The organism is Alicycliphilus denitrificans K601, from assembly GCF_000204645.1.
Classification (GTDB): Bacteria; Pseudomonadota; Gammaproteobacteria; order Burkholderiales; family Burkholderiaceae_C; genus Alicycliphilus; species Alicycliphilus denitrificans.
Window position 1 is genome coordinate 2,833,503 of the sequence record NC_015422.1, and the last position, 24,205, is coordinate 2,857,707.

At 65.2% G+C, this 24,205-nt stretch carries 24 protein-coding genes; 9 read left to right on the forward strand and 15 right to left on the reverse strand.

From position 1 onward, the window contains the following. Window positions 1-115: 115 nt before the first annotated feature. From ALIDE2_RS13460 to ALIDE2_RS13480, 5 genes are all read right to left on the reverse strand, one after another. On the reverse strand, window positions 116-463 hold the full coding sequence (locus tag ALIDE2_RS13460) for a copper-binding protein (RefSeq protein WP_005794624.1): 348 nt from the start codon (window positions 461-463) through the stop codon (window positions 116-118). Window positions 464-542: 79 nt separating this feature from the next. After that, the gene (locus tag ALIDE2_RS13465; RefSeq protein ID WP_005794622.1) at window positions 543-1,034 is read right to left on the reverse strand and encodes a cupredoxin domain-containing protein; all 492 of its coding nucleotides are present in this window, start codon (window positions 1,032-1,034) and stop codon (window positions 543-545) included. A gap of 33 nt (window positions 1,035-1,067) precedes the next feature. Continuing rightward, window positions 1,068-2,480, reverse strand: coding sequence for a multicopper oxidase family protein (locus ALIDE2_RS13470; protein WP_005794621.1), 1,413 nt, complete (start codon window positions 2,478-2,480; stop codon window positions 1,068-1,070). A gap of 16 nt (window positions 2,481-2,496) precedes the next feature. After that, complete coding sequence (locus ALIDE2_RS13475; protein WP_013722281.1) at window positions 2,497-3,927, reverse strand: TolC family protein; 1,431 nt, start codon at window positions 3,925-3,927, stop codon at window positions 2,497-2,499. Then, complete coding sequence (locus tag ALIDE2_RS13480; protein WP_013722282.1) at window positions 3,924-4,250, reverse strand: hypothetical protein; 327 nt, start codon at window positions 4,248-4,250, stop codon at window positions 3,924-3,926. Before ALIDE2_RS13480 ends, ALIDE2_RS13475 begins: the two co-directional genes overlap by 4 nt. Before the next feature lie 183 nt (window positions 4,251-4,433). On the opposite strand from ALIDE2_RS13480, the gene ALIDE2_RS13485 reads away from it, so the two are divergent. From ALIDE2_RS13485 to ALIDE2_RS13515, 9 genes are all read left to right on the forward strand, one after another. Beyond that, window positions 4,434-4,742 carry a hypothetical protein gene (locus ALIDE2_RS13485; protein ID WP_013722283.1) on the forward strand — a complete coding sequence of 103 codons (309 nt, stop codon included), beginning with the start codon at window positions 4,434-4,436 and terminating at the stop codon, window positions 4,740-4,742. A gap of 256 nt (window positions 4,743-4,998) precedes the next feature. After that, a complete protein-coding gene (gene fliE, locus ALIDE2_RS24470; RefSeq protein WP_013722284.1) occupies window positions 4,999-5,307 on the forward strand; it encodes a flagellar hook-basal body complex protein FliE in 309 nt (102 codons plus the stop codon). 33 nt (window positions 5,308-5,340) lie between these two features. Beyond that, window positions 5,341-5,589: a hypothetical protein gene (locus tag ALIDE2_RS25225; RefSeq protein ID WP_162470486.1), complete on the forward strand. Its 249-nt coding sequence runs from the start codon at window positions 5,341-5,343 to the stop codon at window positions 5,587-5,589. A 13-nt stretch (window positions 5,590-5,602) separates the two neighbouring features. Beyond that, window positions 5,603-6,748, forward strand: a complete 1,146-nt coding sequence (locus tag ALIDE2_RS13490) for an acetate/propionate family kinase (protein WP_193353126.1) — start codon at window positions 5,603-5,605, stop codon at window positions 6,746-6,748. A 213-nt stretch (window positions 6,749-6,961) separates the two neighbouring features. Continuing rightward, window positions 6,962-7,414: a MerR family transcriptional regulator gene (locus ALIDE2_RS24475; protein WP_005794607.1), complete on the forward strand. Its 453-nt coding sequence runs from the start codon at window positions 6,962-6,964 to the stop codon at window positions 7,412-7,414. A 152-nt stretch (window positions 7,415-7,566) separates the two neighbouring features. Then, on the forward strand, window positions 7,567-8,922 hold the full coding sequence (locus ALIDE2_RS13500) for an SAM-dependent methyltransferase (protein WP_005794605.1): 1,356 nt from the start codon (window positions 7,567-7,569) through the stop codon (window positions 8,920-8,922). Window positions 8,923-9,161: 239 nt separating this feature from the next. Further along, complete coding sequence (locus ALIDE2_RS13505; protein WP_013722286.1) at window positions 9,162-9,560, forward strand: hypothetical protein; 399 nt, start codon at window positions 9,162-9,164, stop codon at window positions 9,558-9,560. A 106-nt stretch (window positions 9,561-9,666) separates the two neighbouring features. Continuing rightward, window positions 9,667-12,087, forward strand: coding sequence for a phosphoketolase family protein (locus ALIDE2_RS13510; protein WP_011805852.1), 2,421 nt, complete (start codon window positions 9,667-9,669; stop codon window positions 12,085-12,087). Between the two features lie 105 nt (window positions 12,088-12,192). Further along, window positions 12,193-13,455, forward strand: a complete 1,263-nt coding sequence (locus tag ALIDE2_RS13515) for a hypothetical protein (protein ID WP_005794599.1) — start codon at window positions 12,193-12,195, stop codon at window positions 13,453-13,455. Between the two features lie 65 nt (window positions 13,456-13,520). On the opposite strand, the gene ALIDE2_RS13520 is transcribed toward ALIDE2_RS13515, so the two are convergent. From ALIDE2_RS13520 to ALIDE2_RS13565, 10 genes are all read right to left on the reverse strand, one after another. Next, window positions 13,521-14,564, reverse strand: a complete 1,044-nt coding sequence (locus ALIDE2_RS13520) for a type II glyceraldehyde-3-phosphate dehydrogenase (protein WP_005794597.1) — start codon at window positions 14,562-14,564, stop codon at window positions 13,521-13,523. Window positions 14,565-14,591: 27 nt separating this feature from the next. Further along, entirely contained in the window at window positions 14,592-16,124 is a 1,533-nt protein-coding gene (locus ALIDE2_RS13525) for an ABC1 kinase family protein (RefSeq protein ID WP_193353145.1), read from the reverse strand. A gap of 86 nt (window positions 16,125-16,210) precedes the next feature. Then, the gene (locus ALIDE2_RS13530; RefSeq protein WP_011805854.1) at window positions 16,211-17,230 is read right to left on the reverse strand and encodes a hydroxyacid dehydrogenase; all 1,020 of its coding nucleotides are present in this window, start codon (window positions 17,228-17,230) and stop codon (window positions 16,211-16,213) included. After that, window positions 17,227-17,889, reverse strand: a complete 663-nt coding sequence (locus ALIDE2_RS13535; RefSeq protein ID WP_013722288.1) for a class I SAM-dependent methyltransferase — start codon at window positions 17,887-17,889, stop codon at window positions 17,227-17,229. Before ALIDE2_RS13535 ends, ALIDE2_RS13530 begins: the two co-directional genes overlap by 4 nt. Then, complete coding sequence (locus tag ALIDE2_RS13540) at window positions 17,886-18,530, reverse strand: DUF6629 family protein (protein ID WP_005794588.1); 645 nt, start codon at window positions 18,528-18,530, stop codon at window positions 17,886-17,888. The genes ALIDE2_RS13535 and ALIDE2_RS13540 overlap by 4 nt, the downstream gene beginning before the upstream one ends. A 37-nt stretch (window positions 18,531-18,567) precedes the next feature. Next, on the reverse strand, window positions 18,568-19,230 hold the full coding sequence (locus ALIDE2_RS13545) for a YqaA family protein (RefSeq protein WP_013722289.1): 663 nt from the start codon (window positions 19,228-19,230) through the stop codon (window positions 18,568-18,570). Between the two features lie 6 nt (window positions 19,231-19,236). Then, complete coding sequence (locus ALIDE2_RS13550; protein ID WP_013722290.1) at window positions 19,237-20,412, reverse strand: S1C family serine protease; 1,176 nt, start codon at window positions 20,410-20,412, stop codon at window positions 19,237-19,239. Then, window positions 20,409-21,308 (reverse strand): ribose-phosphate pyrophosphokinase, encoded by a 900-nt coding sequence (locus tag ALIDE2_RS13555; RefSeq protein ID WP_013722291.1) that lies wholly within the window; start codon window positions 21,306-21,308, stop codon window positions 20,409-20,411. Before ALIDE2_RS13555 ends, ALIDE2_RS13550 begins: the two co-directional genes overlap by 4 nt. Continuing rightward, on the reverse strand, window positions 21,305-22,846 hold the full coding sequence (locus ALIDE2_RS13560; RefSeq protein WP_013722292.1) for a thymidine phosphorylase family protein: 1,542 nt from the start codon (window positions 22,844-22,846) through the stop codon (window positions 21,305-21,307). Before ALIDE2_RS13560 ends, ALIDE2_RS13555 begins: the two co-directional genes overlap by 4 nt. Further along, window positions 22,843-24,201 (reverse strand): MBL fold metallo-hydrolase, encoded by a 1,359-nt coding sequence (locus tag ALIDE2_RS13565; RefSeq protein WP_013722293.1) that lies wholly within the window; start codon window positions 24,199-24,201, stop codon window positions 22,843-22,845. The genes ALIDE2_RS13560 and ALIDE2_RS13565 overlap by 4 nt, the downstream gene beginning before the upstream one ends. Between the last annotated feature and the right edge of the window lie 4 nt (window positions 24,202-24,205).

Consider the following 24,205-nt stretch of genomic DNA (forward strand, 5'->3'; position numbering starts at 1 on the left):
GCGACACAGAGGCCGATCAGGGTATGGCGAATGTGAAACATGATGCATCCTCCTTTTGGTGGAGGGGCTGACTAGGGCTGCCGCGCCCGACGAGATGCCGCGGTTGTGAATTTTCTCAGCGCACGGGCTGGATGTCGGTGACGATCATCTTCCCGCCTTCCTGGACGACCATGAATTGCACCTTGTCGCCGGGCTTGAGGTTGGTGAGTTGGCCCTTGTCGCGGACGGCAAAGACCATAGTCATTCCGGGCATGTCCAGGTTCTTGATGTCCCCATGCTTGAGGGTGATCTTGCCGTTGTCCAGATCTACCTTCTTGACCTCGCCATCGGTCATGGATGCGGGTGCGGGCGCGGGCGCCGAAGTCTGGCCTGAATTGGGACTGACCTGGGCATGGCCCGCCAGCGGCAGGGCAGCGCCCATGGCCAGAGCGGAGATGGTGAGCAGACGTTGGATGGTGTTCATGGTGACCTCTGGGTAAATGGATGGATCTATGGTCAGGCCCGGCCATGGCTCGGCCAGCTGTGGTGGGCGCTTCAGACCATCACTTGCGGCCTACCTGGATGGCGCCCTTCATGCCGGCCTCATAGTGGCCAGGCATCAGGCAGGCAAAGTTCACGGCGCCCGCCTTGGTGAACTGCCAGACGATTTCACCCTGCTTGCCCGGTGCGAGCGTGACCTTGCCGGGTTCGTCGTGCTCCATGTCCGGGAACTTCTTCATCTGCTCCAGATGCTCGAGCAATTCCTTCTCGGTGCCCAGGCTGAGTTCGTGCTTGACCTGGCCGACGTTCTTGACAACGAAGCGCACGGTTTCGCCCTGTTTGACCTGAATGTTCGACGGCGTGTAACGCATGTTGTCGCTCATTTCGATGGTAACGATGCGACCGGCCTTGGCGTCAACGCCGGGTTTGCCAATGGCTGTTTCACCCCCGTCACCGTGACCACCTGCATGGGTGCCGCTAGCGAAGGCTACCCCCGACGTGGCCAGTGCAGCCATAGCGAAGAATTGAGAAATAGTGGATCGCGTGAATTTCATGGATGGACTCTCGTTGATAACTGAAGGGAAACCTCAATGCTCGCCATGCGAAGTGGGCTTGCGCACCTTGACTTCGGTCGGCGTTGCTGGCTTGCGCACACGCGGCATGGACTGGCCGCCCTCGGCGCTGAAGCGTGCGGGCTCGGCCATGGGGCCGGTGTACTCATGCGCCACCGTGCCTGCGGGATGCTTGTACCAGCCCGGATCCTTGTAGTCGCCCGGCTTCTGGTCGCGGCGCACCTTGAGCACGCTGAACATGCCACCCATCTCCACCGAGCCGAACGGCCCCTGCCCGGTCATCATCGGGATGGTGTTGTCGGGAATCGGCATTTCCATCTCCGTCATGTCGGCCATGCCGCGCTCGCCCATGACCATGTAGTCCGGGATCAGCTTGTTGACTTTCTTGGCAAGGCCGCTGTGATCCACGCCAATCATGGTGGGAATGTCGTGCCCCATTGCGTTCATGGTGTGGTGGCTCTTGTGGCAGTGGAAGGCCCAGTCGCCCTCCTCGTCGGCGACGAATTCGATCTGGCGCATTTGCCCCACGGCCACGTCGGTGGTTACTTCATGCCAGCGCGTGCTTTTGGGCGTCGGGCCGCCATCGGTGCCAGTGACCACGAATTCGTGGCCATGCACGTGCATCGGGTGATTGGTCATGGTGAGGTTGCCCATGCGGATGCGCACCTTGTCGTTGAGACGCACGTTCAGAGAGTCGATACCAGGAAAGACACGGCTGTTCCAGGTCCACAGGTTGAAGTTCGTCATCTCCGCGACCTTGGGTGTAGCGGCCCCGGGCTCAATGTCATATGCACTGAGCAGGAAGCAAAAGTCCCGTTGCACCTCGTCGATCAGCGGGTGCCTAGCTTTCGGGTGCGTGACCCAGAAGCCCATCATGCCCATGGCCATTTGCACCATCTCGTCGCCGTGCGGGTGGTACATGAAGGTGCCCGGGCGGCGCGCCACGAACTCGTAGACAAAGGTCTTGCCGGACGGAATCGCCGGCTGCGTCAGACCGGTCACTCCATCCATGCCGCTGGGCAGGCGCTGGCCGTGCCAGTGAACACTGGTGTGCTCGGGCAGCCTATTGGTCACGAAGATGCGCACACGGTCGCCCTCGACGACCTCGATGGTCGGGCCGGGGCTCTGTCCGTTGTAGCCCCACAGGTGGGCCTTCATCCCTGGTGCCACTTCGCGAACCACCGGTTCGGCGACCAGGTGGAACTCCTTGATGCCCTGATTCATGCGCCAGGGCAGCGTCCAGCCGTTGAGCGTCACCACTGGGTTGTACGGTCGTCCCGAATTGGGCATCAGCGGGGCCATGGTGTTCGGGCTGGTCTGAATGACGGGCTCGGGCAAGGCCGCCATGGCGACACGGCTCACCGCGCCGGCCGCAACGGCGCCGCCAGCAATACCGGCGAACTTGAAAAAATCTCTTCTGGATGTCATGGCAATCGTCTCTGGATCAGTGACCGGCACCCGCGTCGCTGGAAGCGCTGGTGGTGACCGACAAGGTGGTGTTGGTGGGGCGTCCGATTACGGATGCCTGCAATGCGGCATCGGCCAGCCAGAACTGCTGCTGTGAGTCCAAGGCCGCCGTGACGGCACCGACCTGGTCGCGCGCATCGGCCAGCAGTTCGAACGCGCTGATCAGCATGCCGTTGTAGCGAAGCTGGTTCTCCTCCGCGATCACCTTGCGCACCGGAACCACTTCGTCGCGGTAGTGCCGCGCCACGTCGTAGGCCGTTCGATAGGCCGAATAGCTTTCGCGCAGGCTGGAGCCCGCGGAACGCACCGTGCCTTCAAGCTGGTTGGCGGCCGCCAGCGTTCGAGCGTTCATCGCATCGCGCTGCATTCCGCCCCAGTCAAAGAGGGGTAGGCGCACATCGATTTCCCAGCCGCGTGCGGTGGAGCGGGTGCCCTCGGCATTGTCAAATGTCGTGTTGCGACGCCCAGTGAGCTCGATATCGGTGAAGCTGCTCACCATGTTCAGGCCTTGGGCCTTGGCCGCGCCATCCAGCGCGGTCTGCGCCAGGCGGATGTCCAGGCGTGCCTTGGTAGCGAGCGAGCCAACCGCCTGCGGATCCAGTGCTTGCTTGGGGAGATCGGGTAGACGTTCCGGAAGCTTGAGCGCCTGCGCCTGGCTTTCATCCAGCCCCAGCAAACGTACCAGTTCTTCCCGGCTGGCCGTGACCTGGTGCTGGGCCGTGCTCAGGCGGGTGGCGGCATCGGCATAAAAAGCCTGCTCGCGTGCGCGGGTGATGCGGTTGAAGTTCCCCACGCTCTGCATGCGTTTGGCCAGTTCGGCTCCGGCCTCTGCACTGTCATAGACCTGCTTGGCATACTGGAGCGATTGCTGCGCCGCCACGGCGCGCACCCAGGCCTGGCGCACGCGCGTGACCTGGTCCACCACGTCGCTGGTCAAACGCAGCTGAGACTGCTCGATTCTCCGGGTGGCAACGCCGTAGCGGGACGGCAAGGTCAGCAGATCCAACAGGCCAAAGGAGAGCGCACGCCCCAAGTCCAGCTCGGTGCCGGCCGTCATGCGCTCAAAACTGAAGATGGGATTGGCAATCCGGCCTACCTGCGCGGCGTCCGCTGACTCTCCCCAACCCTGTGCCAGCAGGGTCTGCAGGGACGGACTGTTCACCAAGGCCAACTGGACGGCATCTTTCTGATTTAGGGTCTCCGCCAGCAAGGTTTGAGCGGCCTGCGCTCGCTGGTCGCGCTCCTCCTGGGTACGAGCCAGGGCGAGTTTCCCATCGGTGAAGCTACCAGCTTCTTCGTTGACACGGCCGATGTTCTGCTCCAGGCTGACGCTGGCACAGCCGGTCAGCACCGCCAGTCCGAGTGCAGATAGAGCGAGTTTGGCGTGAGTGGCACGCAAACGCATCATGGTTTTTCTCCCCCGTGATGGCCAGAATGCGGATCGCTGACGGGAGCAGCGTCCTTGGCGGACCCGGGCTCGCCGGACTTGATTTCTTTCGCATAGGCGCGCCAGCCGCCGATTTCACCCACCTTGTCGTTCGCCGCCTTCCAGGGCTGGACGGACTGCTCCTTGTAGGCCTCGTAACCCGAGAGGGCTGATCGGTACGAGAGCAGGTAGCCCACCTTCGCGGTTTCGACCTCTGGCATCTGTGCAAATGCCAGGGATGGCACCATTAGTGCGGCGCCCAGCCAGAGGCTTGAGGTAGGTCGTGAAAGCCAGAGATTGTTCATGGATTTGTGATGCATTTTTGACTTATGTCATTGTGCAAACGACTAGCTGTCAAAGGCATAACGGCTTCATTACATCTTTGTCATGATCGAGCGGGGTGAGGGGTAACCCCTCACCCCTCTTACACCACCGTACGTGCGGTTCCGCCTACGGCGGTTCAAGTGAAACGCTGGAGGTGTTGGTGGATGGTCAACTACCGATACAAGCCCCACGCCTGTGAAGTATTTGGGCGGCAGTGCGGCGACCATGTGCCTGGCGCCGAGGTTCAACAAGGGGCCGCGCCAGTTGACGCTGGAGCGCCATGCGCGCAGGGCATCAAGCCCGTAGCGTCGCATCTGCGCTTCTCGCGTCCGTGGCCGCTTCCACTGCGCTCCCGGTTGTCAGAGCTGCCGATCCGTTATCTGCCCGACAGCCAACTGGAGCAGAACCACGCGTCCATGAGCCGCTATGGCTCCAGCACCAAACTGGTGTTCGAGATTTCGCAACTGCCGTAGACCACGCTCCCTTTGCGTGGTTCCTGCCAACCTTCATGCTTTGCGGTGCACACCACTGCGCGTACCGGCAACTCACGGCAATGTCGGCAAGATGACGTTTCTGTTATCCATAGCCGTGCAATTGAACGGCTTACGCACCAGTTGCAGGGCTTCTTGATCGGCTGGCGAAACTTACTATTTCGTATCGATCGCTGGTCTATTTCTCCCGCAAAAAAGGGCCCCTCATAACCTCCGTCAGTTCGACAATGGACACACCATGAACGTCATCACAAACCCGCTTGGCGCACTACTGCCAGTCATTCCGGTGGGCAAGTTGGTGTCCAAAGCACCCATAGTTCAGGACGGTGGATTTTTGGACGCGATGAAGCAAGCGTTAGCGACCACGAGCCAATTGCAAAGTGAATCTGGGCGCCTGAGCCGCGAGGTCACGTTCGGCAACCCTACTGTCAGTCTTGAAGAAACGATGCTTGCAGGAGTCAAGTCGAACATTGCATTTCAGGCCACGCTGCAGAGCCGAAACCGAATTGTTCAGGCTTACACCGATGTAATGAACATGCAGGTCTGATGCGCCGAAGGCGAAGCAGTAAAAATGCAGGTAATGAGCGCACTCGCTGCTGAAATCGCCGGCTCACGTGGCGAACAAGCTGGAGTTGGAGCCTTTTTGACAAAGGCCCCTCCAGCTTTAACTGCTGACCGCCTGAAGAGCCGTTTTAGTACCGGGGTGTTGGAGCACCGAGCCCATGAACTGGGCTGGTGGCTCCATGCGCTGCTCGCACTGTGTGTTGTCCTGTTGTACTGGCTGGCTCATACTGCCGAGGCCGGAAGTCGCGACGTCGATGTGCACTGACGGCGACCAAGACATGCACATCCTAGCCATCAACGCCGGCAGTGCGACCCTCAAGTTCGGGGTTTTCGACCCGGCATCGGCCATGCCCGTGATCGAGTCGACGATCGACCATCCCGCAGTTGATGCCGCGGCGTTTGACGAGATCAAGCAGCAAGTACGAAGTTCCGGCGTGACGTCGCTCAATGCCATCGGCCACCGTGTCGCACACGGTGGCCCCTTCTTGCGCGAGGCGGCTTTCGTGGACGCGAAAGTCGAGCACGAGATCGACCAGGCTGCTGCGCTGGCGCCGCAGCACAACCCCGTTGCACTGGCCGGCATCCGCATCGCGCGCGAGCGTTGGCCAGGCGTGCGCCAGGTGGCGGTCTTCGACACCGCTTTTCATGCCGGCATGCCAGAACACGCCTCATGCTATGCCGTTCCGCAGTCATGGCGCGCAGTTGGGGTGCGGCGATACGGGTTTCATGGCCTGTCGCACCAGAGCGTGCTGGCGGCTGTCAGTTCCGCGTTGATGCGGCCTCCATCCGAACTGCGCATCGTGAGCTGCCACATCGGCAATGGGGCAAGTGTCTGCGCGATCGACCGTGGCCGCTCTGTCGACACCTCGATGGGGATGACGGCCCTGGAAGGTCTGGTGATGGGCACACGCAGCGGGGACCTCGACCCCGGCGTGCCAGGCTATGTCGCGCGTACCCTGGGCTTGTCACTGGTGCAAATCGAAGCGGCGCTTTACAGCGACAGTGGACTGAAGGCGTTGTCGGGTTTGGGCTCGGACCTGCGCGAGATCGAGAGTCGCGCGCGGGATGGTCATGCTGCTGCCCAAATGGCGTTGCAGGTCCATGCCTACCGCGTGCGCAAGTACATCGGTGCCTACGCCGCGGCGATGGGCGGATGCGATGCTGTGGCTTTCACGGGCGGAGCTGGGGAAAACTCCCCGACGCTGCGTTGCCGCATTCTGGACGGCCTGGAATTCCTTGGCCTGCATCTGGACGAGGAGCGCAATCGTGCCTTCAGTCCGGCATCCGAAGTCGCCCAGCTTCAGGCGTCACGGTCCTCGGTCGCGGTGCTGGCCGTGCGTGCGCGCGAACAGTGGGTGATCGCGCACGAGACTGCCAGGGTTTTGAATGGTGCGCTAAGTGCCGAACACGAAATCGATGAATAGGGAGAGCACCGTGGTCAGCAACAGCCCCGCTCTCAGCGTCGCCCACAAGCCGGTCAACCCCTGTCACCGTGTTCTGCCGGTTGTACTTCCGAAAGCGCACGGACAATGGGATCACAGCCGCTCAAACACCCACGCTCTTGACCTATGTGCGGCACCTGGGTTCAAACTCTTGCCATGCGTTTCGACGCGAGACTACCCCGCTGGAGAACGGTGATGCAACTCATTGAATGCGCCCGGGAGGCAGGTGTGACCCCAGACACGCTGCGCCATTACCTGCGGGTTGGCCTCCTGGTGCCGGATGGTCGCGGCGCGAACGGCTATCGCGCGTTCTCCGAGCGCAGCGTGGCGCGGGTGCGGTTCATCCGCAACGCATTGGCGCTCGGCTTCACGCTCAAGGACGCCGCGGAGTTCGTTGAGATGAGTCAACGCGGAACATCTCCTTGTCCGCGCGCTCGGGCGCTGCTGAGCGAGCGGCTTGACGAACAGGCTCGACGACTGAAGGAAGCGACGGAGCTGCATCTGCGCATGCAGCAGGCAGACCGCGACTGGACGCGACTCCCTGACGGAGTACCGGATGGCCATTCCGTCTGCAGTCTGATCGAAGGAGCGGCAGCGGACGTTCAGCGCAAATCTGTGCGAGCGAAGTCTAGTCGTGTACGCGCATGACCGACTTTGATCGATTTTGATAGTCCCAGACATCATGAGGCTCTACGGACATGCAAAAAAGTGGCGTTGGTCATGTCGATCGTGCCGGCGCGAAAAAGAGTCGTCTGCTACATCGCAGCTTGCGCTGCACGCGAGCAACTGAGGTGCCCCAGATGAACCATTCCAAGACACTTGCGCAATCCCCGTCACCAGACATGAATGCCGCCGCGCTGCGCATCCTGCGCCGGTTGCTGGCCGGCATCGAGCGCCAGCCGGCGTTGCGTCTGGGCGATGTGCTCCTGCACGAGTTCGAGGCGCATCCAGAGTACACCCTGATCATCCGCGACCCGGGTCTGCTTCGACGCCTTGTCCTGCGGCCGGATCCTCTGCTGCTGGCGGAGGCCTACTTCCGCGGCACCATCGACATCGAAGGGGACCTGTACACCGCGCTTGGGCTCAAGGCGCACTTCGAGAAGTTCTCGCTCTCCTGGCGCGACAAGCTGGCCCTGTTGCGCGACGCTCTGATACTGCGCGTGTCTGACCAGGATGGTTTGAAACCATCGCGTAGTCTGGCCTCGCGCGTTGCGCGCCGCTTCTCCCATCGACATTCGCGCCAAACCGACCGAGCAGCAATTTCATTCCACTACGACGTTTCAAACGTGTTCTATGGTCTCTGGCTCGATGCCGAGAGAGTCTATTCCTGCGCCTACTTCGAGACGCCGGACGACACGCTGGACCAGGCGCAGCGCAACAAGCTGGAGCACATCTGCCGCAAGCTGCGGCTGCAGCCGGGCGAACGTCTGCTCGACATCGGCTGCGGCTGGGGCGCACTCGTGTGCTGGGCGGCACGAGAACATGGCGTGCGCGCGTACGGCATCACTCTCAGCCAGCAGCAGCTCGAATACGCGCGCGAGCGCATCCGATCAGAAGGCTTGCAGGACCTCGTCACGGTTGAGCTGCGCGACTACCGCGACCTCGATGGCACTGCCGTATTCGACAAGGTGTCCAGCATCGGCATGTTCGAGCATGTGGGCCTCGCTCATCTGCCGGCCTACTACGCCGTGGTGCAGCGTGTTTTGCGGCCGGGCGGGCTCTTTCTCAACCATGGAATCACCCATGACGAAGAGGGCTGGAACCGAACTGTCGCGACCGATTTCATCAACCGCTATGTCTTCCCTGACGGCGAATTGGACTGCGTCAGCAACATCCAGCTCGGGATGGAGCGGTCCGGCTTCGAAATCCATGATGTCGAAGGTCTTCGATCACACTACGCGCTGACGTTGCGTCATTGGGTTCAGCGACTCGAAGCGCGCCGAGAGGAGGCCCTGCAGGAAGTCGATGAGGTGACCTTCCGCGTCTGGCGCCTGTACATGGCGGCTTGCGCGCTGGAATTCGAGGCGGGCGGCACAGGGATCTACCAGATCGTAGCGTCCAAACGAGACGACGGAAGATGGCCCGTTCCTTTGACGCGCCGCGATCTTTACTCGGGTACTACCCCATCAAAGCCAATGACGGTGCGCGAAAAATGAGCAGGCCCGCTGACCGGGTTGCGCGAGTTGTATTCTTCTGTCCGATGCAGGTCAATGTGAGGGCGTGGAGGTGGACGGTCAGCAGACCCGCGTTCGCCCTATCCGCAGTTCGGCTTCGCGTGGTCGCAGTGAAGCGGTCGCCGCAGCGATGGTACGCCGTGAGCCGCCGACAAGCACGCCGAGACGCCCGCCGACACAGCGCCGTGGCGCCTCTGCGCACGCAGGCGCCGCGCACCTCCATGTCGCTGTTCATGGCCTGCGGCGTCTGGCTCGTCGGGCTGGGCGCCTACTTCGTGTTCCTGCGGCCGGCGCTGCTGCCCGAGGATCCGCGCTTCATCAGCGTGCCGCTGGATCGGCTTCGTGGATTGGCACCCGGTCTGGAGGCATGGCGGCGAATCGTGTTCACGGTGATGGGCGGCTTCATGACGGGCGCGTGCGTACTGATCGTCCACCTGGCGCGCATGGCCATGCGCGAGCGGCAAGGCGGTACCGGCTGGGCCGTCGCGTTCTCCGGGCTTGTGACGGTCGGGCTGATGAGTGCGATGGACTTCGTCCTCCACTCGGACTTCCGCTGGGTGCTATTGCTGCCTGCCTTGCTGTGGGCCGTGGCCGCGGTGCTATATGCGAGGCAGGTCTGACGTGCCCAGCGCCATGCCATTCGTTTCTGCGCCGGCGATCCGAGACGCCGGCGTTCCCAACCCCACCGACGCTCGTCATTGCGGGTCGGTTCCAAGGACCTTCAAAATGAATCACAACCTCCCCTGGGTCGCCGAGCGGGTGCGACTGTTCCGCGAATTCGATCCCGAGTTCGCGCGCTGGGCGCGCGGGCATGGCCCCATCGCCCACAACGACCTCACGCAGCTGCGAATCCACGACCTCGCACAGGTGCTGGTCGCCGAAGGCAAGGCGAGCGACACATCCGCGATCTACCGCACGCTGTGGGCCGCAGACCGATTGGCCGTGGCCGGGATGTGGCTAACGGTTCACATGACCTATGCCGATCGGGTCTATACCGACGGCCGGGAAATGGCGGCCGAGGACTTCAAGGAGACGCCTGAAGGCCACACCGGCGGATCACTGAACATCGTGCCGGCCTATGTCGGCTACCTTGCCGCGAACGCGCTCAGCGGCCTGACACGCGGCTGGCTGATGGGTCAAGGCCATTGCGTGGCGGGCATCGACGCCTGCAACCTGCTTGTTGGCAACATGACGCCGCGCCACGCCGAGCGGTACGACCGAAGCGAGAACGGCCTTACGCGCTTCGCTCGGGACTTCTACAGCTACGCGATCGACGCGCAGGGGCGCCCGGCCTCGCCGCTGGGCAGCCACGTCGGCCCGAACACGGCAGGCGGCCTGTCCGAGGGGGGCTATCTCGGCTTTGCCGAACTGCAGTACGTGCACATGCCCCTGCCCGGCGAACGGCTGGTGGTGTTCCTCAGCGACGGTGCATTCGAGGAGCAGCGCGGCAGCGACTGGGCGCCGCGCTGGTGGCGCGCCGAGGACAGTGGATTCGTGGCTCCGTTCATGATCCTCAACGGCCGTCGCATTGAGCAGCGCAGCACCATGCAGCAGCAGGGCGGCCTCGAATGGTTCCAGCAGCATCTGCGCCTGAACGGCTTCGACCCTATGGAGATCGACGGCACCGACCCCGCCGCATTCGCCTGGGCCATCCACGCGATGGAGGAACGGCTGGCGGCCTGCGCTACGGGGGTTTCGCGTGGAACCGTTCAGTACCCGGTGCCACTTCACTACACCATCGCCGAAGCGCCCAAAGGATTCGGTTTTCCCGGTGCCGGAACCAACGCCGCGCACAACCTGCCGCTGGCGGGCAATCCCCGTCTCGACCCGTCAGCACGGCAGCAGTTCAACGAGGGCGCGCGCGCGTTGTTTGTACCGCCGGGTGAAATCGACCAAGCGGTGGCCCTGCTCTGCAGGCATGAGGTGCAGCGCCGTCCCCTTGAGCGGGACCATGCCCTAGCGCATCGCCAGGTCGCAGCGCCGAGGCTTCCGGAGCCGCAGTGGCACGACAACGATGTCTCGCCGATGGGCGCGCTCGACGGGGCCTTCGCCGCAATCATCAAGGCCAATACTCAACTGCGCCCGCGCGTCGGCAATCCCGACGAGCTGCGCAGCAACCGCATGGGCCAGACCTTGGACCTGCTCAAACACCGCGTCTTCACGCCCGAACCGGGCTTGGCTGAAGCCGTGGATGGTGCCGTGATCACGGCCCTCAACGAAGAGGCTGTGGTCAGTGCGGCGCTGGGTAACAAGGGCGGCATCAACCTCGTTGTTTCTTACGAGGCCTTTGCCGTGAAGATGCTGGGTGCACTGCGGCAGGAAATCCTGTTCGCGCGCCACCAGGCGGAGGCCGGCATGCCTCCGGGCTGGCTGTCGGTAGTGACGGTGGCGACATCCCACACCTGGGAGAACGGCAAAAACGAGCAGTCCCATCAGGACCCGACACTGGCCGAAGCGCTGCTGGGCGAGATGTCCGACACCGCACGTGTGTTGTTCCCGGTGGATGCCAACAGTGCCGTCGCGGCGCTGCGAGCCGCCTACACCTCGCATGGCCAGTTCTGGACACTGGTCGTTCCAAAGCGGGCCATGGCCAGCCAACTGAGCGGCGAACAGGCCCAGCGTCTGGCCGATGAGGGTGCCTGCGTGGTGAAGCCCTGCGACGCACCCGATGTCTTGCTGGTCGCCATCGGTGCGTACCAGCTACAGCAGGCGCTGCTCGCGGCGCGGCGGCTGGACGACGCCGGGCATCGGACGGCAGTCACCTGCGTCATCGAGCCGGGCCGCTTCCGGCTGCCACGCGACGAGCGCGAGCGGGCTTTCGTGGCGGGCGACGCGGCATTGCGCTCGCTGTTCCCGGACACCGCTGCGGTGCGCGTCATCGTCTCGCACATGCGGCCGGAGCCGACGCTGGGCCTGTTGCGCCGCATCGATACAGGGCCTCGGCAGACCCGTGCACTGGGCTACCAGGCGCGCGGTGGGACGCTCGACGTTGCCGGCATGCTGTTCGCGAACCGCTGCACGTGGGCGCACGTCGCGACCGAGGCAGCGCAGGCGCTCGGCGTCGATCCCGCGAGCATATTGACCGCCGAGGAGTTGGCCGCGGTGGGAGGCCACGGCGACCCGCGGGCGGTGATGGTCTCGGCATGATTCCCCTGTTCTCCCCATAGGGACAAGAATAACGTCGTTTCCGGCGCCGATCGGTACGAGGCCGTGGTCCAATTGGAACCCTGTGCCCGCCCATTTATCGAGACCATGTCCCACGCGCTTGAAACTCTCATCGGTCACTGGAAAGCCGATCCGCTGAGCACCTACAACACCTGGTTCCTTTGGGAAGAACGGCTGAAGAACTTCCGCTCGATTCGCCGCGGCCTGGCGCAGGTGGTCAAGGACATCGATGCGGGCACCTTCGGTAGCGCATTCCGCGGTTCCTCGCTCGAAACGGTGGTCGGCTCGGTGGCAGAGCAGCGCCAGATCTTCAAGGGGGCAGACCATGCATTCCTGTGGAAGCCCAAGCTGCGCATTCCCGACATCTACGAGAACGCGACCAACCAACAGGCCTTTGCCCGGTTGTTGCACACCTGCGACTGCTGCAACAGCGCAGAGGAAGTGATCGAAGCAATACGGCGGATCGACGCTCGTCAGATCAAGGGTCTGGGCCCCGCCGTGGCGAATCTCCTGTACTTCGTTCACCCCACGATCGTGATGCCGTTCAACACCGCGATCGTGAAGGGCTACAACGCGGTCACGGGCAGCAGCGTCAAGCTCGGCAAGTGGGAGCACTACCTCTCGATGCGCGAAGGCGGCCTTCGCCTCAATGCCCAGCACCGCAACGCGTTGTCGAACGACATGGGGGCACTGGCTGGGCTGCTGTTCGACATCGGCTCGGGCCGGTACGCGGCGCCACCGCGCGATGACGATGCGGCCGCCCTCCAGGGCTGGGAGGCCGATCTCGAAAAGGTGCGCGAGGAATCGGCCGCGGCCCACAAACGCTGGGCCGCGGAGCGCGAGAGCGACGCGACCCACACCGAAATTCAGGGATGGCTGCGCGACCTGGGCAAGTCGCTCGGCTACGGTGTCTGGATTGCGTCCAACGATCAGGGGCGCAGTTATCAGGGAGGTCGCCTTGGAGACGGCTGTCTGACGCAGCTCCCCGCGCAGGCCCGGGCCGGTCTGGACTCTGTTCGCCTGATCGACGTCATTTGGGTGGAGGCCGACGGCTCGAAGGTCGCCGCTGCCTTCGAGGTCGAGCACTCGACCTCGATCTATTCCGGCATCGTGCGCATGCTCGACCTGGCCTTGGGAACGGAACTGGGAGCGGGCGTATCGATGTTCCTGGTGGCGCCGGACGCTCGCCGCGAGGATGTCCGCAGCCAGTTGCGTCGGCCGGCATTCACGCGGGTGGCGGAGCTGGGAATTCGCTACCTCCCCTACAGCGAGCTTGGCGCGCATCGCGATGCGATCGGCAGATTCGGCTCAGGCCTAAAGCCGTTGAACGAGATATCGCACCTGCTGTGATGCACGGTCGTCGAGGCACCAGCGGCACCAGCGGCAGAATGTACCGCCCAAGCGTGAATCGACGCCTAGTCGCGGTCGTGGATGAAGTCGTGCCGCAAGCCGAGTGCGGCATCCGTCCGAGCGATTGACGCTGACGGATCGGACTCGATGCCGCTCAGCGCGCGGATCGCATCGATGGTTTCGGGAATCACGATCGCCTGGTTGAAGACCTGGTAGGTGTAGTACGCTTGGTCGCCATCTACCGCGAGGACGTCCTCCCACAGGGCGACCTCCCACATGTCGCCGCGCGGGCGGCCAAGATCGGACATCAGCTCCACCGTACTGTTGAGTGCCACGAGGCCATCCGAGGAACGCACGAACGCGATCCGTGGTGCCGCACGGAAGGCCGCCAGCACCTCGTCGCGCGTTGCCGGCCTCGTCAGTTCGACCCACCAGGTGTGCAGGTGACTGCTGTTGTGGGACGCCTTGACCGCGATCGTTACCACATCCAGGTCCGGGATCACGGTCCTCGCGTCCGGTCCCTGGTGGCTGGGGATCGCCTTCTCCGGCACGAGGGTGTTAATGATGCCCTCAGCATGCGCTTCCCAGGGGTCGGATGCGCGGCGGATGAGCGTGCCGCGTGCACGCTTGAGCAGGCCGGCCGTCCGCAGCGCCCCCAGCGTTCGCACGATGGACGTGGTGTTGCAGGAGACCACGCGAGTGGACTCGCGGCCGATGGCCGACGCATAGTTCGCTTGCGCGACGAATGAGTGCCCCGTCAGCGCATGAGACTCACCACCGTGGAAGATCGACTTCACGCCGGCCGCGGCGTACACCTCTTTGTTGACCGCAGCGACTTTCTTGGGCGTGCAGTCGACCACGACATCGGCCTTCGCGAGCAGTTCTGCCAGATTGCCCGCCAAAGCAAGACCTGCGGCGCGCATCGCTCCTTCAGCTTCAAAGGTTGCCGCGTGGATGGCGAAGCCGCGCTGCGCGGCGACCTGTAGTCGATAGTCGTGCACCACGTCTGCGACGCCGGCAAGTGCCATGTCCTCCTGGAGCGCGACCGCGTCTGCCACCCGCTTGCCGATCACACCGTACCCGTTCACCGCCACTCTGACCTTGTTCATTCCTTGCTCCTGACTTGATGAGACGCGTCAGCCACGGCTGCGCGCAATGAAAAACGTGAGCCGGATCGCCAGCGCATAGCCCAGCAGCGCGAGCACCGGCATGTCACCCCAGCGAGGGCCTACGGCGTGCTGCATCAGCAAGCTTGACGCGATGTACAGGCCCAGCGTCACGAGCGCGAGGGCGATGCGGCGGCCGAGGCGGTCGATACCGCTCAGCATCCGGACGTCGGGCTTGATCGACAGTTGCAGCAACTCACGCTGCCGCAGTACGCTGTGCAGGCGCCGCGCCAGCAGCGTGGGCAGCGCGTTGGCTGCATTTCCCAGCTCGTAGGGCAGACGTTGTGACGCCGCGGATTTGCGCTCATCGAATATGCCGGTTGCCGTGTGGCGCGAGATGGCCTCGATGATGGAGAAGTCCGGCGCGAGCAGGCGTACCGTCCCTTCGAGCAGCAGCAGTGTGCGGGTGAGTACCAGCAGGTCTCTGGGAAGCCGGACATCCTGGGTCCGGCCGGCCGCCACGAGCTGCGCGAGCGCATCGGAAAGCGACCAGTCTTTCAGCGGGTGCTCTGCGCAGTCCGCGACCAGCGTGCGCACCACGGGCACGAAGACGGCCCTATCCGTGCCCTCGCCGACCAGTCCCAAGTCCAGCCAGGCGTCGACCACCCAGTCGGCATCCTGCTCGACGAAGGCCAGCGCGAACGCCACCAAAGCGCGCCGCATGCTGCGGTCGACCCGGCCCACGATGCCGAAATCGTGCAGGCAAATGCGGCCATCGTCCATCACGAAGACGTTGCCGGGGTGTGGATCGCCATGGAAGAAGCCATCGCGGAAGATCTGCACGATGTAGCTGTCCACGAGCTTGCCCGCAGCGGCCGCGCCCATGGCAGGCGGCAGACCGTGCAGGTGGGCCCCGCGGCTGAACTGCTGGACCATCACCGTCGATGTGCACAGCCCGTCCACCACGTCGGGCAGCACGATGTCGGGAGAATCTCGCCAGGCGTCGGCGAAACGTCGCACGGAACTCGCCTCCCGGGACAGGTCCATTTCGTAGCGGAAGTTCGCCGCAACCTCGTCCACGATGGCCGCCAGACCCCAGCGGCGCAGCGAGGGGACGAACCACTGGATGGTCAGGACCAGCCGGCGCAGGATGCGCATGTCGGTCTCGGCTTGCTCGGCCGCACCAGGGCGGCGGATCTTCACCACGACCTCCGTCCCGTCGGGTAGCGCCGCACGATGGATCTGCGCGATCGAGGCCGCGGCCAGCGCCTGCATGTCGAAGCGTGCGAAGACCTCTTGCCAAGGGCGGCCCAGGGCCGCCTCGACCTCCTGGACAGCCTGTTCCGAAGAAAACGGGGCCACATGCGCCTGCAGGCTGGCCAGGGCCCGTTGCGCATCGGGAGGCAGGACGTCCGCGCGCAGGCTGAGGTGCTGGCCCAGCTTCACGAAGGTCGTTCCCAATCGCTGCAGCACTTGGGCAAAGCGCTCGGCCGCCCGGTGCGTGTCGCAGCGCATGAGTCCCCGGTGCCAGGCCACCCAGAGCAGGAACCCGGTCAGCGCCATTGCGATCTGCGTCGCCCGGCGCAGCGCCGAGCGTTGCGGTGGACGGTCCGGAAGGCGCGCGGCAGAAACGGAGCGGTCAGGGCGCATCACGGCTCATCCACCCTGTTGCGCAGCCGGCCCGCATGCCAGGCTGCGATGTTCGAGATGGTCTCGTCGAAGATGCGCGCGATCGCCTCTGTCGTGTTGAAACCGACGTGGGGAGTCACGAGCACGCGCGGATGGGTCAGCAGCGGGCTGGACGCCATCCAGCCGGTATCGCAACCGAGCCCCCCGCAGCCCGTGGGCACCTCGGGAGACAGCGCGCCTTCTTGCTCCAGCACGTCCAGGCCGGCGGCTGCGACACTGCCGTCGTCCAGCGCGCGCAGCAAGGCGGCCTCGTCGATCAGCGCTCCACGTGCCGTATTGATCACTACCACGCCAGGCTTCATGCGCGCGAAGGCCCGGGCGTCGATGAGGTGGCGCGTGGCCTCGGTGGCCGGAACATGCAGGCTCAGGATGTCGCTGCCTTGCAGGACCTGCTCCCATGTCACGAGGGACACGCCAGCTGGGCGCGCAGCCGAAGCAGCGAAGGCGGGGTCGTAGGCGAGAACGTCCATGCCGAACCCCACGGCGATACGCGCCACGTGGCGTCCGATGCGGCCCAGGCCGACGATGCCCAGCGTCCTGCCTTCCAGCTCGAAGCCGGTGAGTCCGCGGTAGGCGAACGAGCCCTGGCGCGCCCGCTCGTGGGCCTGCGTCAGATGGCGTGTCACGCCCAGCAACAGTGCAAAGGCATGCTCTGCGACGCTGGCCGACCCGTAGTCCGGCACATGGCAGACGGCAATGCCTCGTTTTCGACACGCCTCCAGGTCAATGTGGTCGAAGCCCGCGGAGCGGGTGGCGACGAGCCGCAAGCGCGGCAGCATGCGAAGCACCGATTCGTCCACCCGCGTGCGCACGAACACGCAAAGGACCTCGATCGCCCCATCTTCGGTGTCGGACGCCACCAGGTGCTCGCGCTGGACGAAGTGCGCGTGCCAGTGGGCCGGAAGCCGTTGCTGCATCGCCGCTTGGTCCGTTGGTGCGAAGTCGGTGAACAGAACGGTGAGACGATGGTCCTCGGTCATGGCGCAACCTTGATGGCGCTGTACAGGGACAGGATGTGGAAGATGGCAACGAATTGCCGTGTCTCGGCAACCTGCGCAAACCCTGCTTGCGCGAGCACCGACGGCAAGTGACCGGCGACCGCGTCGCGCGTGGTCTCGAAGCCATCGAGCAGTTGAACGGCGAAGAACGCCGTACGGCTGATCGGTCGGCGCGAGCGCTCCCGGTCCGCGAAGTGCAGTTGAACGCCAACGCGCAGAACGCGATGCATCTGGCGGGCCGTTTTCAGTTTGTCCGCGTGCGCCAGGTGACGGAAGAAGACGCTCGACACGACCCGATCGAACGAGCCATCGCCGTAAGGCAGGTCTGTCGACAGGCCTTCGTCGAATCGGATCGGCGCCGCCACGCTCGCCGCCTTCCGGCGGGCCAGCGACAGGATGGCGGGGTCGGCATCCACCCCGGTGACACGGGCCTGCGGGCATGCGGTGGCCGCAAGGAGGGCGAGCGTCCCCGTTCCGCATCCGGCGTCCGATACGTCGTGGCCATGCTGGATCGACGCCTGCGCCACGAGGGCCGGCTTGAACGCTTGCTCGCGCGTGGTCAGCACCACCACCCGGTCGTACAGAGGCGTGAGCACGTGGTGGGCAAGTGCGGGCCTGAAGCCGGCCGGACGATCCGTCATTGCACGGCGAGCCTCGCTCGGGGTTCACGGAACTGCCACAGCACGATGATGCTGAGGACGCCGGCGAAGAAGCACCACACCGAGATGAACCAGGTCGCATAAAAAAAATAGGCGGCGACCGCGGACACGAAGGCCGCATTTCCGAAAGCCGCTACGCGCCGGTGGCTGGAGACCATTAGACCTGCGCAGGTGCCGATCAGGTACAAGGCCATCGTGGTCAGGACGTAGAAGTGCGGGGAGTCGTAGAAGATGTGCTGGCCGACCACGCGCGCGGTGATGGGCAGTCGCACCAGCATCACCAAAAGGTACACCCCGACGAGCGCGCCTGCGAGCGCGATGCCCGCGAGAACCCGACGGCGCCACGGAACGGTCTCCAGCGCCAGGGCGGCCAGCGGCACGTAGATCGGCCACAGGACGTGCGAGAAGAACGAATAAAGATGCGTCAGCACCACCTTCAGCAAGGGCGCGCGGTCGGGGAATGTCAGCCACAACATGCCTTCGAGTAGCTGCTGAATCCCAAAGAGCAACGGGATGGCCGCGTAAGGCACTTCGCGCCACGCGCGGACCCGGCGCACGGTGACGATCCCCGTCCCCAGAAGTACCGCGGCTGCCGTGAAACTGGCTGGTGCAGAAAAACACATCGCTGTCATTTCCTCTTGAATGTGGGTGTCATGGCGTTCATGGCTGTGGCCGATCTGTCGGTCCTGGCGGAGATGTTCCCGGTGCGGCTCGATGCTGCGAACCCGGATCGAGCGCCTGGGCGCGGCTCAGCGCGGCGTGCAGGGTCGCCGTCCGGTCCTGGACCCTGCGGATCCAGGGCGATGGGAAAGCAGATGCAAGCCACGCATAGAGCGTGTACTTCACCAGCTTGCCCAACCAGAGCGCCAGAAGAACCTCGGCCACCGGCAGCCGGGAGATTGCCGCGAACATGAGAGCAGGCGTCAGCGGTACCGGGAGCGCTGCAATGACCAGCAGCGCGGGCACGCCGTACCCGCCGAGCCAGGACGTGGCGTCACGCCAGGCCGTTGATCGCACCACGTCGGGGTAGGCGACGAAGAAACGGTTCCAGCCCAAGTGATGAAACACGAGATAGAGGACCAGTGCGCCGATGGCCGCGCCGATGCTGGAGGTTGCGGCGATGCTCCGCCAGCGCCGCGGGGCGAGTAGCACGGCAGCGACGAGCAACGTTCCGAACGGAATCGTCATCGACAGCGTGGTGGCCATGGCCACGGCCGCCACGATGAGGGGAAAGGCACGCGTCTCCGCCCCGCGGGTCAGCGCGCGCAGCAGGCCGGTCTCGACGGTTTCGGCGGTTTCGACGGTTTCGTGCAGCATCGTCATCGGCGCTCAGGGCTTGCGGACCGCGGGCCGCTGCCCGAGTTCGACTTGTACGGTCACCGTCTCGCGGCCGCGCAGGATCTTGAATTGGGCGTTGCTGCCCGGTGCGACCGCGGCTGTTTCGCCGATCAGGCCGGCGGTGTCCGGGATCTCCTTGCCGTTGATCGCAAGCACCGTGTCACCGGGCCTCAGCCCGGCGCGATCGGCAGGCCCGCCGCGCTGCACCGCCACCAGTGCGGCGCCCCCGGTGGCACCGGTGGCCTCGTGGATCACGTCGCGGGCGCTCACCCCCAGCCAGCCCCGGCGCACGCGGCCGGTGGCAATGATCTGCTCCATCACCTGCCGTGCCAAGCTGACCGGGATCGCGAAGCCGATCCCCTGGGAGCCGCCGCTGCGCGAGTAGATGGCGGTGTTGATGCCGACGAGATGGCCGTTTCCATCGACGAGCGCGCCGCCCGAATTGCCGGGGTTGATCGCCGCGTCGGTCTGGATGAAGTTCTCGAAGGTGTTGATGCCCAGGCGGTTGCGCCCCGTGGCACTCACAATGCCTTGCGTGACGGTCTGGCCGACCCCGAACGGATCGCCGACGGCCAACACGATGTCGCCGACCTGCACCGATGCTGGATCAGCGAAGGTGATGGGCTGCAGCCCCGTGGCCTCGACGCGCAGCACGGCAAGGTCCGACTCCGGATCGATACCGACGACGCGCGCCGTGGCAACCTTCTCGCCTGGCAGCATCACGGCGATCTCGTCGGCGCCCTCCACGACATGGTTGTTCGTGAGGATATAGCCCTGGGCCGCGACGATGACGCCTGACCCAAGACTCGACGCGCCTTGGGCGGCGTCCTCATCGCCGCCATCGGGCCGCAACCAGTTCTGCATCCTGCGCGGAGGTGTCTTGCGGGTGTAGATGTTCACAACCGAAGCGGACGCCTTGGCGGCGGCGGCGCGAAACCCCGCCTCCAGGCGGGCTGTGGTCGCGCTCGGTGTGGTAGGCGCCGAGCCGGTAGCGGCGCCCGCATGCGGCGCCTCCTGTACCGCCACGACGTCGGGCGTCACAGGGAAAGGCGCCGGCCCGAAGGCCCGCCAGGCGATGATGACCCCCGCGCCGATCGCGATTGCCTGGGCCAGCAGGAGCCAGAGCCGCCGCAGCGCGGAGGGGCGGCGTACAAGGTCGTCGCTCATGTGGCGCTGGCCTCGATCAGGTCCTGAACCGCGGCCGCCAGCGGTGCCACCACGCTGATGCCATTGGAGGCATGCGGCACGGTGTCGCAGGTCAGCACCCGCAGGGGGCCCGCCGCGAGGAGCGCGTCATAGGCATCGGCGGCAAAGAGCGCATGCACACCGATGCACACCGGCGGCGGCAATCCGACGCGGCGCACGCTCGCGATGGCCTGGATCATCGTGCGCGCGCTGGACACGATGTCGTCGATGAGCACGGGCTGGCGGCCTGCCAAGGCCGAGGTGTCGGGCAGGCTGACCTCCACGTCCTTGTCGCCCCGGCGAATCTTCTGCAGCACGGTAAACGGTGCATCGGCCCCCCGCGCGACTTCCTGGACCCATTGCTCGCTTTCGGCGTCGGGGCCGATCAGCACTGGGCGATCCACGTTCGCCGCGACCCAGGCCGCGATGACGGGCGCGGACTGCACGGCGCGCGTGGGCACCCGGTAAATCTCGCCAAGCGAGTGGTAGCGGTGCAGATGGGGGTCGACGGTGACGACACCATCGAACACCGTCGATACCAGCGCAGCGAACGTTCGGGACGTGATCGCTTCGCCCGTGTTGAAGCGCCGGTCCTGGCGCAGGTACGCCAGGTAGGGCGCTGCCAGCAGTACGCGTGTGGCACCGAGGTCGCGTGCAGCGTCTGCCGCGAACAGCAGGGGCAGCGCCTTGGCGTCGGGCTGTGCCAGGCTGGCCACGAGCACGACGGTGCGGCCCGTCACGTCGGCGTCCAGCCGCACCAGCGACTCGCCGTCCGGAAACCGGTGTAATTGAAGGGTGGCCCGCTCCGCACGCAACGCGCGGACGAGGCCGTCGGCGAAGGCCTCGTCGCCTGGCAGGTGAAAAATGAGTGGTTTCATGCGTGCTCTGAAATCTGGAAGATCGGTGGGCGCGCGCGGACGAACTCCAGGGCATAGGCCAGTTCGCCTGGTGCCTGGGCATGCAGCGTGAACAGCGGCTGTCCGGCTTCGACGCGATCGCCAAGGCGCGCGTGCACATCGATGCCGGCGGCCGGGGCGGTCGGCGCACCGGCGAGCTTGGCCGCCCGCGCGAGCAGGCGGTTGTCGATGCGGGTGACACGGCCCGTGGCCGGCGATTCGACGGTGTGCAGATGCGCCGCCATCGGGAGGCTTCGAAGGCCGCCCTGCTCAGAGCAGATTGCCTGGAACTTGGCCCAGGCCCGGCCATCGGCCAGCACCTCGGTGGCGAGCTTCAGGCCGCCGCCGGCCGGCGCCGCGCCGCCCATTTCGAGAATGTCCGCCGCCAGCCGCAGCGCCCGCTCCCGCAGGTCGGCCGGGGCCTCGGGTTTACCCTGCAGGACGGCCAGCACGTCGCGTGCTTCCAGTGCGGGGCCGATCCCGCGGCCGACCGGCTGTTCGCCGTCGGTGACGCGCAAGAACACCTGCAGGCCTATGGCGCCCCCCACCTCCTGCAGGCGCCGGCCGAGCGACGCCGCGGCGTGTGCGCTGCGCACTTTCGCGGTGGCGCCCACGGGCAGATCGATCAGCACATGGGTCGAACCCGCAGCGGCCTTCTTGGACAGGACCGAGGCCACGAGCTGCCCTTCGCTGTCGAGATCGAGTGGCCGCTCGACGCGGATAAGGATGTCGTCGGCGGGGCTGAGCCGGACCGAGCCGCCCCACACGATGCAGCCGCCCGTGCGCTCGACCACGCGTCGCATGCTCGGCACATCCAGGTTGACCGGTGCCAGCACCTCCATCGTGTCGGCCGTCCCGGCCGGTGAGGTGATGGCGCGCGAGGAGGTCTTGGGCATCATGAGGCCGCAGGCGGTCACGATGGGCACCACGAGCAGGGTCGTGCGATTCCCAGGCAGGCCGCCGACGCAGTGCTTGTCCACGACCAGCGGACGGCCCCAATCGATGCGGTCGCCGACGGCGATCATGGCTTTCGTGAGCGAGACCGTCTCCGCCAGGTCGAGGCGATCGCCCGCGCAGGCGGTGATGAAGGTGGCGAGGTGCAGGTCCGAGTAACGGCCCGCCGCGACGTCGGAGATGATCGCGCCGAACTCGGCGTCGCCAAGGGAGTTGCCGTAGACCTTGGCCCGGACATGGCTGAGCGAATCCAGCGGTGGCGCATGGGTGACCGCTACCGGCTCACCCGGCTGCGCACCCAGCGATGCCCATGCGGACTCGGACAGACCGGCAACGTTCTCGGCCAGCCAATCACCGTCGACGACACTGAGCGTCGCCACGATGCTTCGGCCGCCGGCCGTCAATTGCACGCGCGCCTGGGTCGTGAAGCCCTCCGATCGACAGACCGGGCAATCGCGCCGCATGTAGACCACAGGCTCCTGATAGGTGTCGATGCCCGTGCGCCACGCCTGCAGCCTGTTCCCGGCCTCCTTGGCGCGGCCGGCTTCATGCATTTGCGCTGTCATGCAAGCTCCACGGTCTGCAGGTAGTCGGGCACCGAGACCGCCCAGCCGAGTTCATGGTCGATCCGCGAGCGCAGCGCATCGGCCGCTTCGGGCTCGCCGTGCGTCACGAACGTGCGGCGCGGCGTCTGCGTGAAGCCGCGCAGCCACGTGATGATCTCGTCGGCATCGGCATGGGCGGAGAGGTTGTCGAGCGAGGCCACCTCGGCGCGAATCGGCACGTCTTCGCCATGGATGCGAACGGTGGACGCACCGTGCAGGATCGCCGCACCGCGGGTTCCACCCGCCTGGTAACCGGCAAACAGGATCGTGTTGCGCCGATCGGGTGCGAAGGACTTCAGGTGGTGAACCACCCGGCCACCCGTGGCCATGCCGCTGGCGGAGATGATCACCATCGGCCCGCGGCCGGCACTGAGCGCCTTGGACTCCTCGACCTTGTTGACGATCTTCGCGGCGTGGCACATGCCCTCGCACTCCTCGGGCGAGAGTCGATGCTCGTCACGGTGGGCGTGGTACAGCCGCGTGGCATCGATGGCCATCGGGCTGTCCAGGTACACCGGCAGGTGGTGGATGCGGCCCTGCTTCTTGAGCTGGTAGATGCCATACATCAGGCTTTGGGCGCGGCCTACCGCGAACGCGGGGATGACCACGACGCCGCCGCGGGCGGCGGTCCGATTGATCACAGTCTCCAGTTTTTCCAGCGCGCCAGTCTCTTCATGCTTGCGGTTGCCGTAGGTGGACTCCACCAGCAGGTAGTCCGCGCCCGGGACCTGCACCGGCGGGCGCAGCACCGGGTCGTTCGGGCGGCCGATGTCGCCGGAGAAGAGCACCGAGCGCTGCCCATCGCTGAGGTGCACGAAGGCGGAGCCGAGCATGTGCCCCGAGGGCTCCAGCCGGGCTGTGAGTCCGGGCAGAGCCTCGAAGGCCTCGGCGAACGGACGCGGGGAGAAAAGCTTCAGGCAGCGCTCGGCATCCTCCCGCGTGTACAGCGGCAGCGCGGGCTTATGCTTGGAGAAGCCGTAGCGGTTGGCGAACTTCGCCTCTTCTTCCTGCAAATGACCACTGTCGGTGAGCAGGATCTTGCATAGCTCATGCGTCGCGGACGTGCAATAGACCCGCCCGCGAAAACCCTGCCGCGCCAGCAGCGGCAGGTAGCCGCTGTGATCGATGTGGGCGTGGGTGAGCACGACAGCATCGATCGTCTTGGGCGCGACCGGCAGCGGCTCCCAATTGCGCAGCCGCAGCTGCTTAAAGCCCTGGAACAGGCCGCTGTCCACCAGGATGGTCGCGTCGCCATGGCGCAGGAGGTATTTCGAACCGGTCACGGTGCCCGTGGCACCCAGAAACTGAAGTTGCATGGAA

Bases quoted from the DNA above. Each gene is read 5' to 3' on its own strand.
- ALIDE2_RS13560 (WP_013722292.1), bottom strand. From the start codon at position 22,846: ATGACAGCGCAAATGCATGAAGCCGGCCGCGCCAAGGAGGCCGGGAAC.
- ALIDE2_RS13535 (WP_013722288.1), bottom strand. From the start codon at position 17,889: ATGACGGATCGTCCGGCCGGCTTCAGGCCCGCACTTGCCCACCACGTG.
- ALIDE2_RS13470 (WP_005794621.1), bottom strand. From the start codon at position 2,480: ATGACATCCAGAAGAGATTTTTTCAAGTTCGCCGGTATTGCTGGCGGC.
- ALIDE2_RS13475 (WP_013722281.1), bottom strand. From the start codon at position 3,927: ATGATGCGTTTGCGTGCCACTCACGCCAAACTCGCTCTATCTGCACTC.
- ALIDE2_RS13550 (WP_013722290.1), bottom strand. From the start codon at position 20,412: ATGAGCGACGACCTTGTACGCCGCCCCTCCGCGCTGCGGCGGCTCTGG.
- fliE (WP_013722284.1), top strand. From the start codon at position 4,999: ATGAACGTCATCACAAACCCGCTTGGCGCACTACTGCCAGTCATTCCG.
- ALIDE2_RS13555 (WP_013722291.1), bottom strand. From the start codon at position 21,308: ATGAAACCACTCATTTTTCACCTGCCAGGCGACGAGGCCTTCGCCGAC.
- ALIDE2_RS24475 (WP_005794607.1), top strand. From the start codon at position 6,962: ATGCAACTCATTGAATGCGCCCGGGAGGCAGGTGTGACCCCAGACACG.
- ALIDE2_RS13460 (WP_005794624.1), bottom strand. From the start codon at position 463: ATGAACACCATCCAACGTCTGCTCACCATCTCCGCTCTGGCCATGGGC.
- ALIDE2_RS13565 (WP_013722293.1), bottom strand. From the start codon at position 24,201: ATGCAACTTCAGTTTCTGGGTGCCACGGGCACCGTGACCGGTTCGAAA.
- ALIDE2_RS13510 (WP_011805852.1), top strand. From the start codon at position 9,667: ATGAATCACAACCTCCCCTGGGTCGCCGAGCGGGTGCGACTGTTCCGC.
- ALIDE2_RS13545 (WP_013722289.1), bottom strand. From the start codon at position 19,230: ATGACGATGCTGCACGAAACCGTCGAAACCGCCGAAACCGTCGAGACC.
- ALIDE2_RS13465 (WP_005794622.1), bottom strand. From the start codon at position 1,034: ATGAAATTCACGCGATCCACTATTTCTCAATTCTTCGCTATGGCTGCA.
- ALIDE2_RS13540 (WP_005794588.1), bottom strand. From the start codon at position 18,530: ATGTGTTTTTCTGCACCAGCCAGTTTCACGGCAGCCGCGGTACTTCTG.
- ALIDE2_RS13480 (WP_013722282.1), bottom strand. From the start codon at position 4,250: ATGAACAATCTCTGGCTTTCACGACCTACCTCAAGCCTCTGGCTGGGC.
- ALIDE2_RS13520 (WP_005794597.1), bottom strand. From the start codon at position 14,564: ATGAACAAGGTCAGAGTGGCGGTGAACGGGTACGGTGTGATCGGCAAG.
- ALIDE2_RS13530 (WP_011805854.1), bottom strand. From the start codon at position 17,230: ATGACCGAGGACCATCGTCTCACCGTTCTGTTCACCGACTTCGCACCA.
- ALIDE2_RS13505 (WP_013722286.1), top strand. From the start codon at position 9,162: ATGTCGCTGTTCATGGCCTGCGGCGTCTGGCTCGTCGGGCTGGGCGCC.
- ALIDE2_RS13500 (WP_005794605.1), top strand. From the start codon at position 7,567: ATGAACCATTCCAAGACACTTGCGCAATCCCCGTCACCAGACATGAAT.
- ALIDE2_RS13490 (WP_193353126.1), top strand. From the start codon at position 5,603: ATGCACATCCTAGCCATCAACGCCGGCAGTGCGACCCTCAAGTTCGGG.
- ALIDE2_RS13485 (WP_013722283.1), top strand. From the start codon at position 4,434: ATGGTCAACTACCGATACAAGCCCCACGCCTGTGAAGTATTTGGGCGG.
- ALIDE2_RS13525 (WP_193353145.1), bottom strand. From the start codon at position 16,124: ATGGCGCTGACCGGGTTCCTGCTCTGGGTGGCCTGGCACCGGGGACTC.
- ALIDE2_RS25225 (WP_162470486.1), top strand. From the start codon at position 5,341: ATGAGCGCACTCGCTGCTGAAATCGCCGGCTCACGTGGCGAACAAGCT.
- ALIDE2_RS13515 (WP_005794599.1), top strand. From the start codon at position 12,193: ATGTCCCACGCGCTTGAAACTCTCATCGGTCACTGGAAAGCCGATCCG.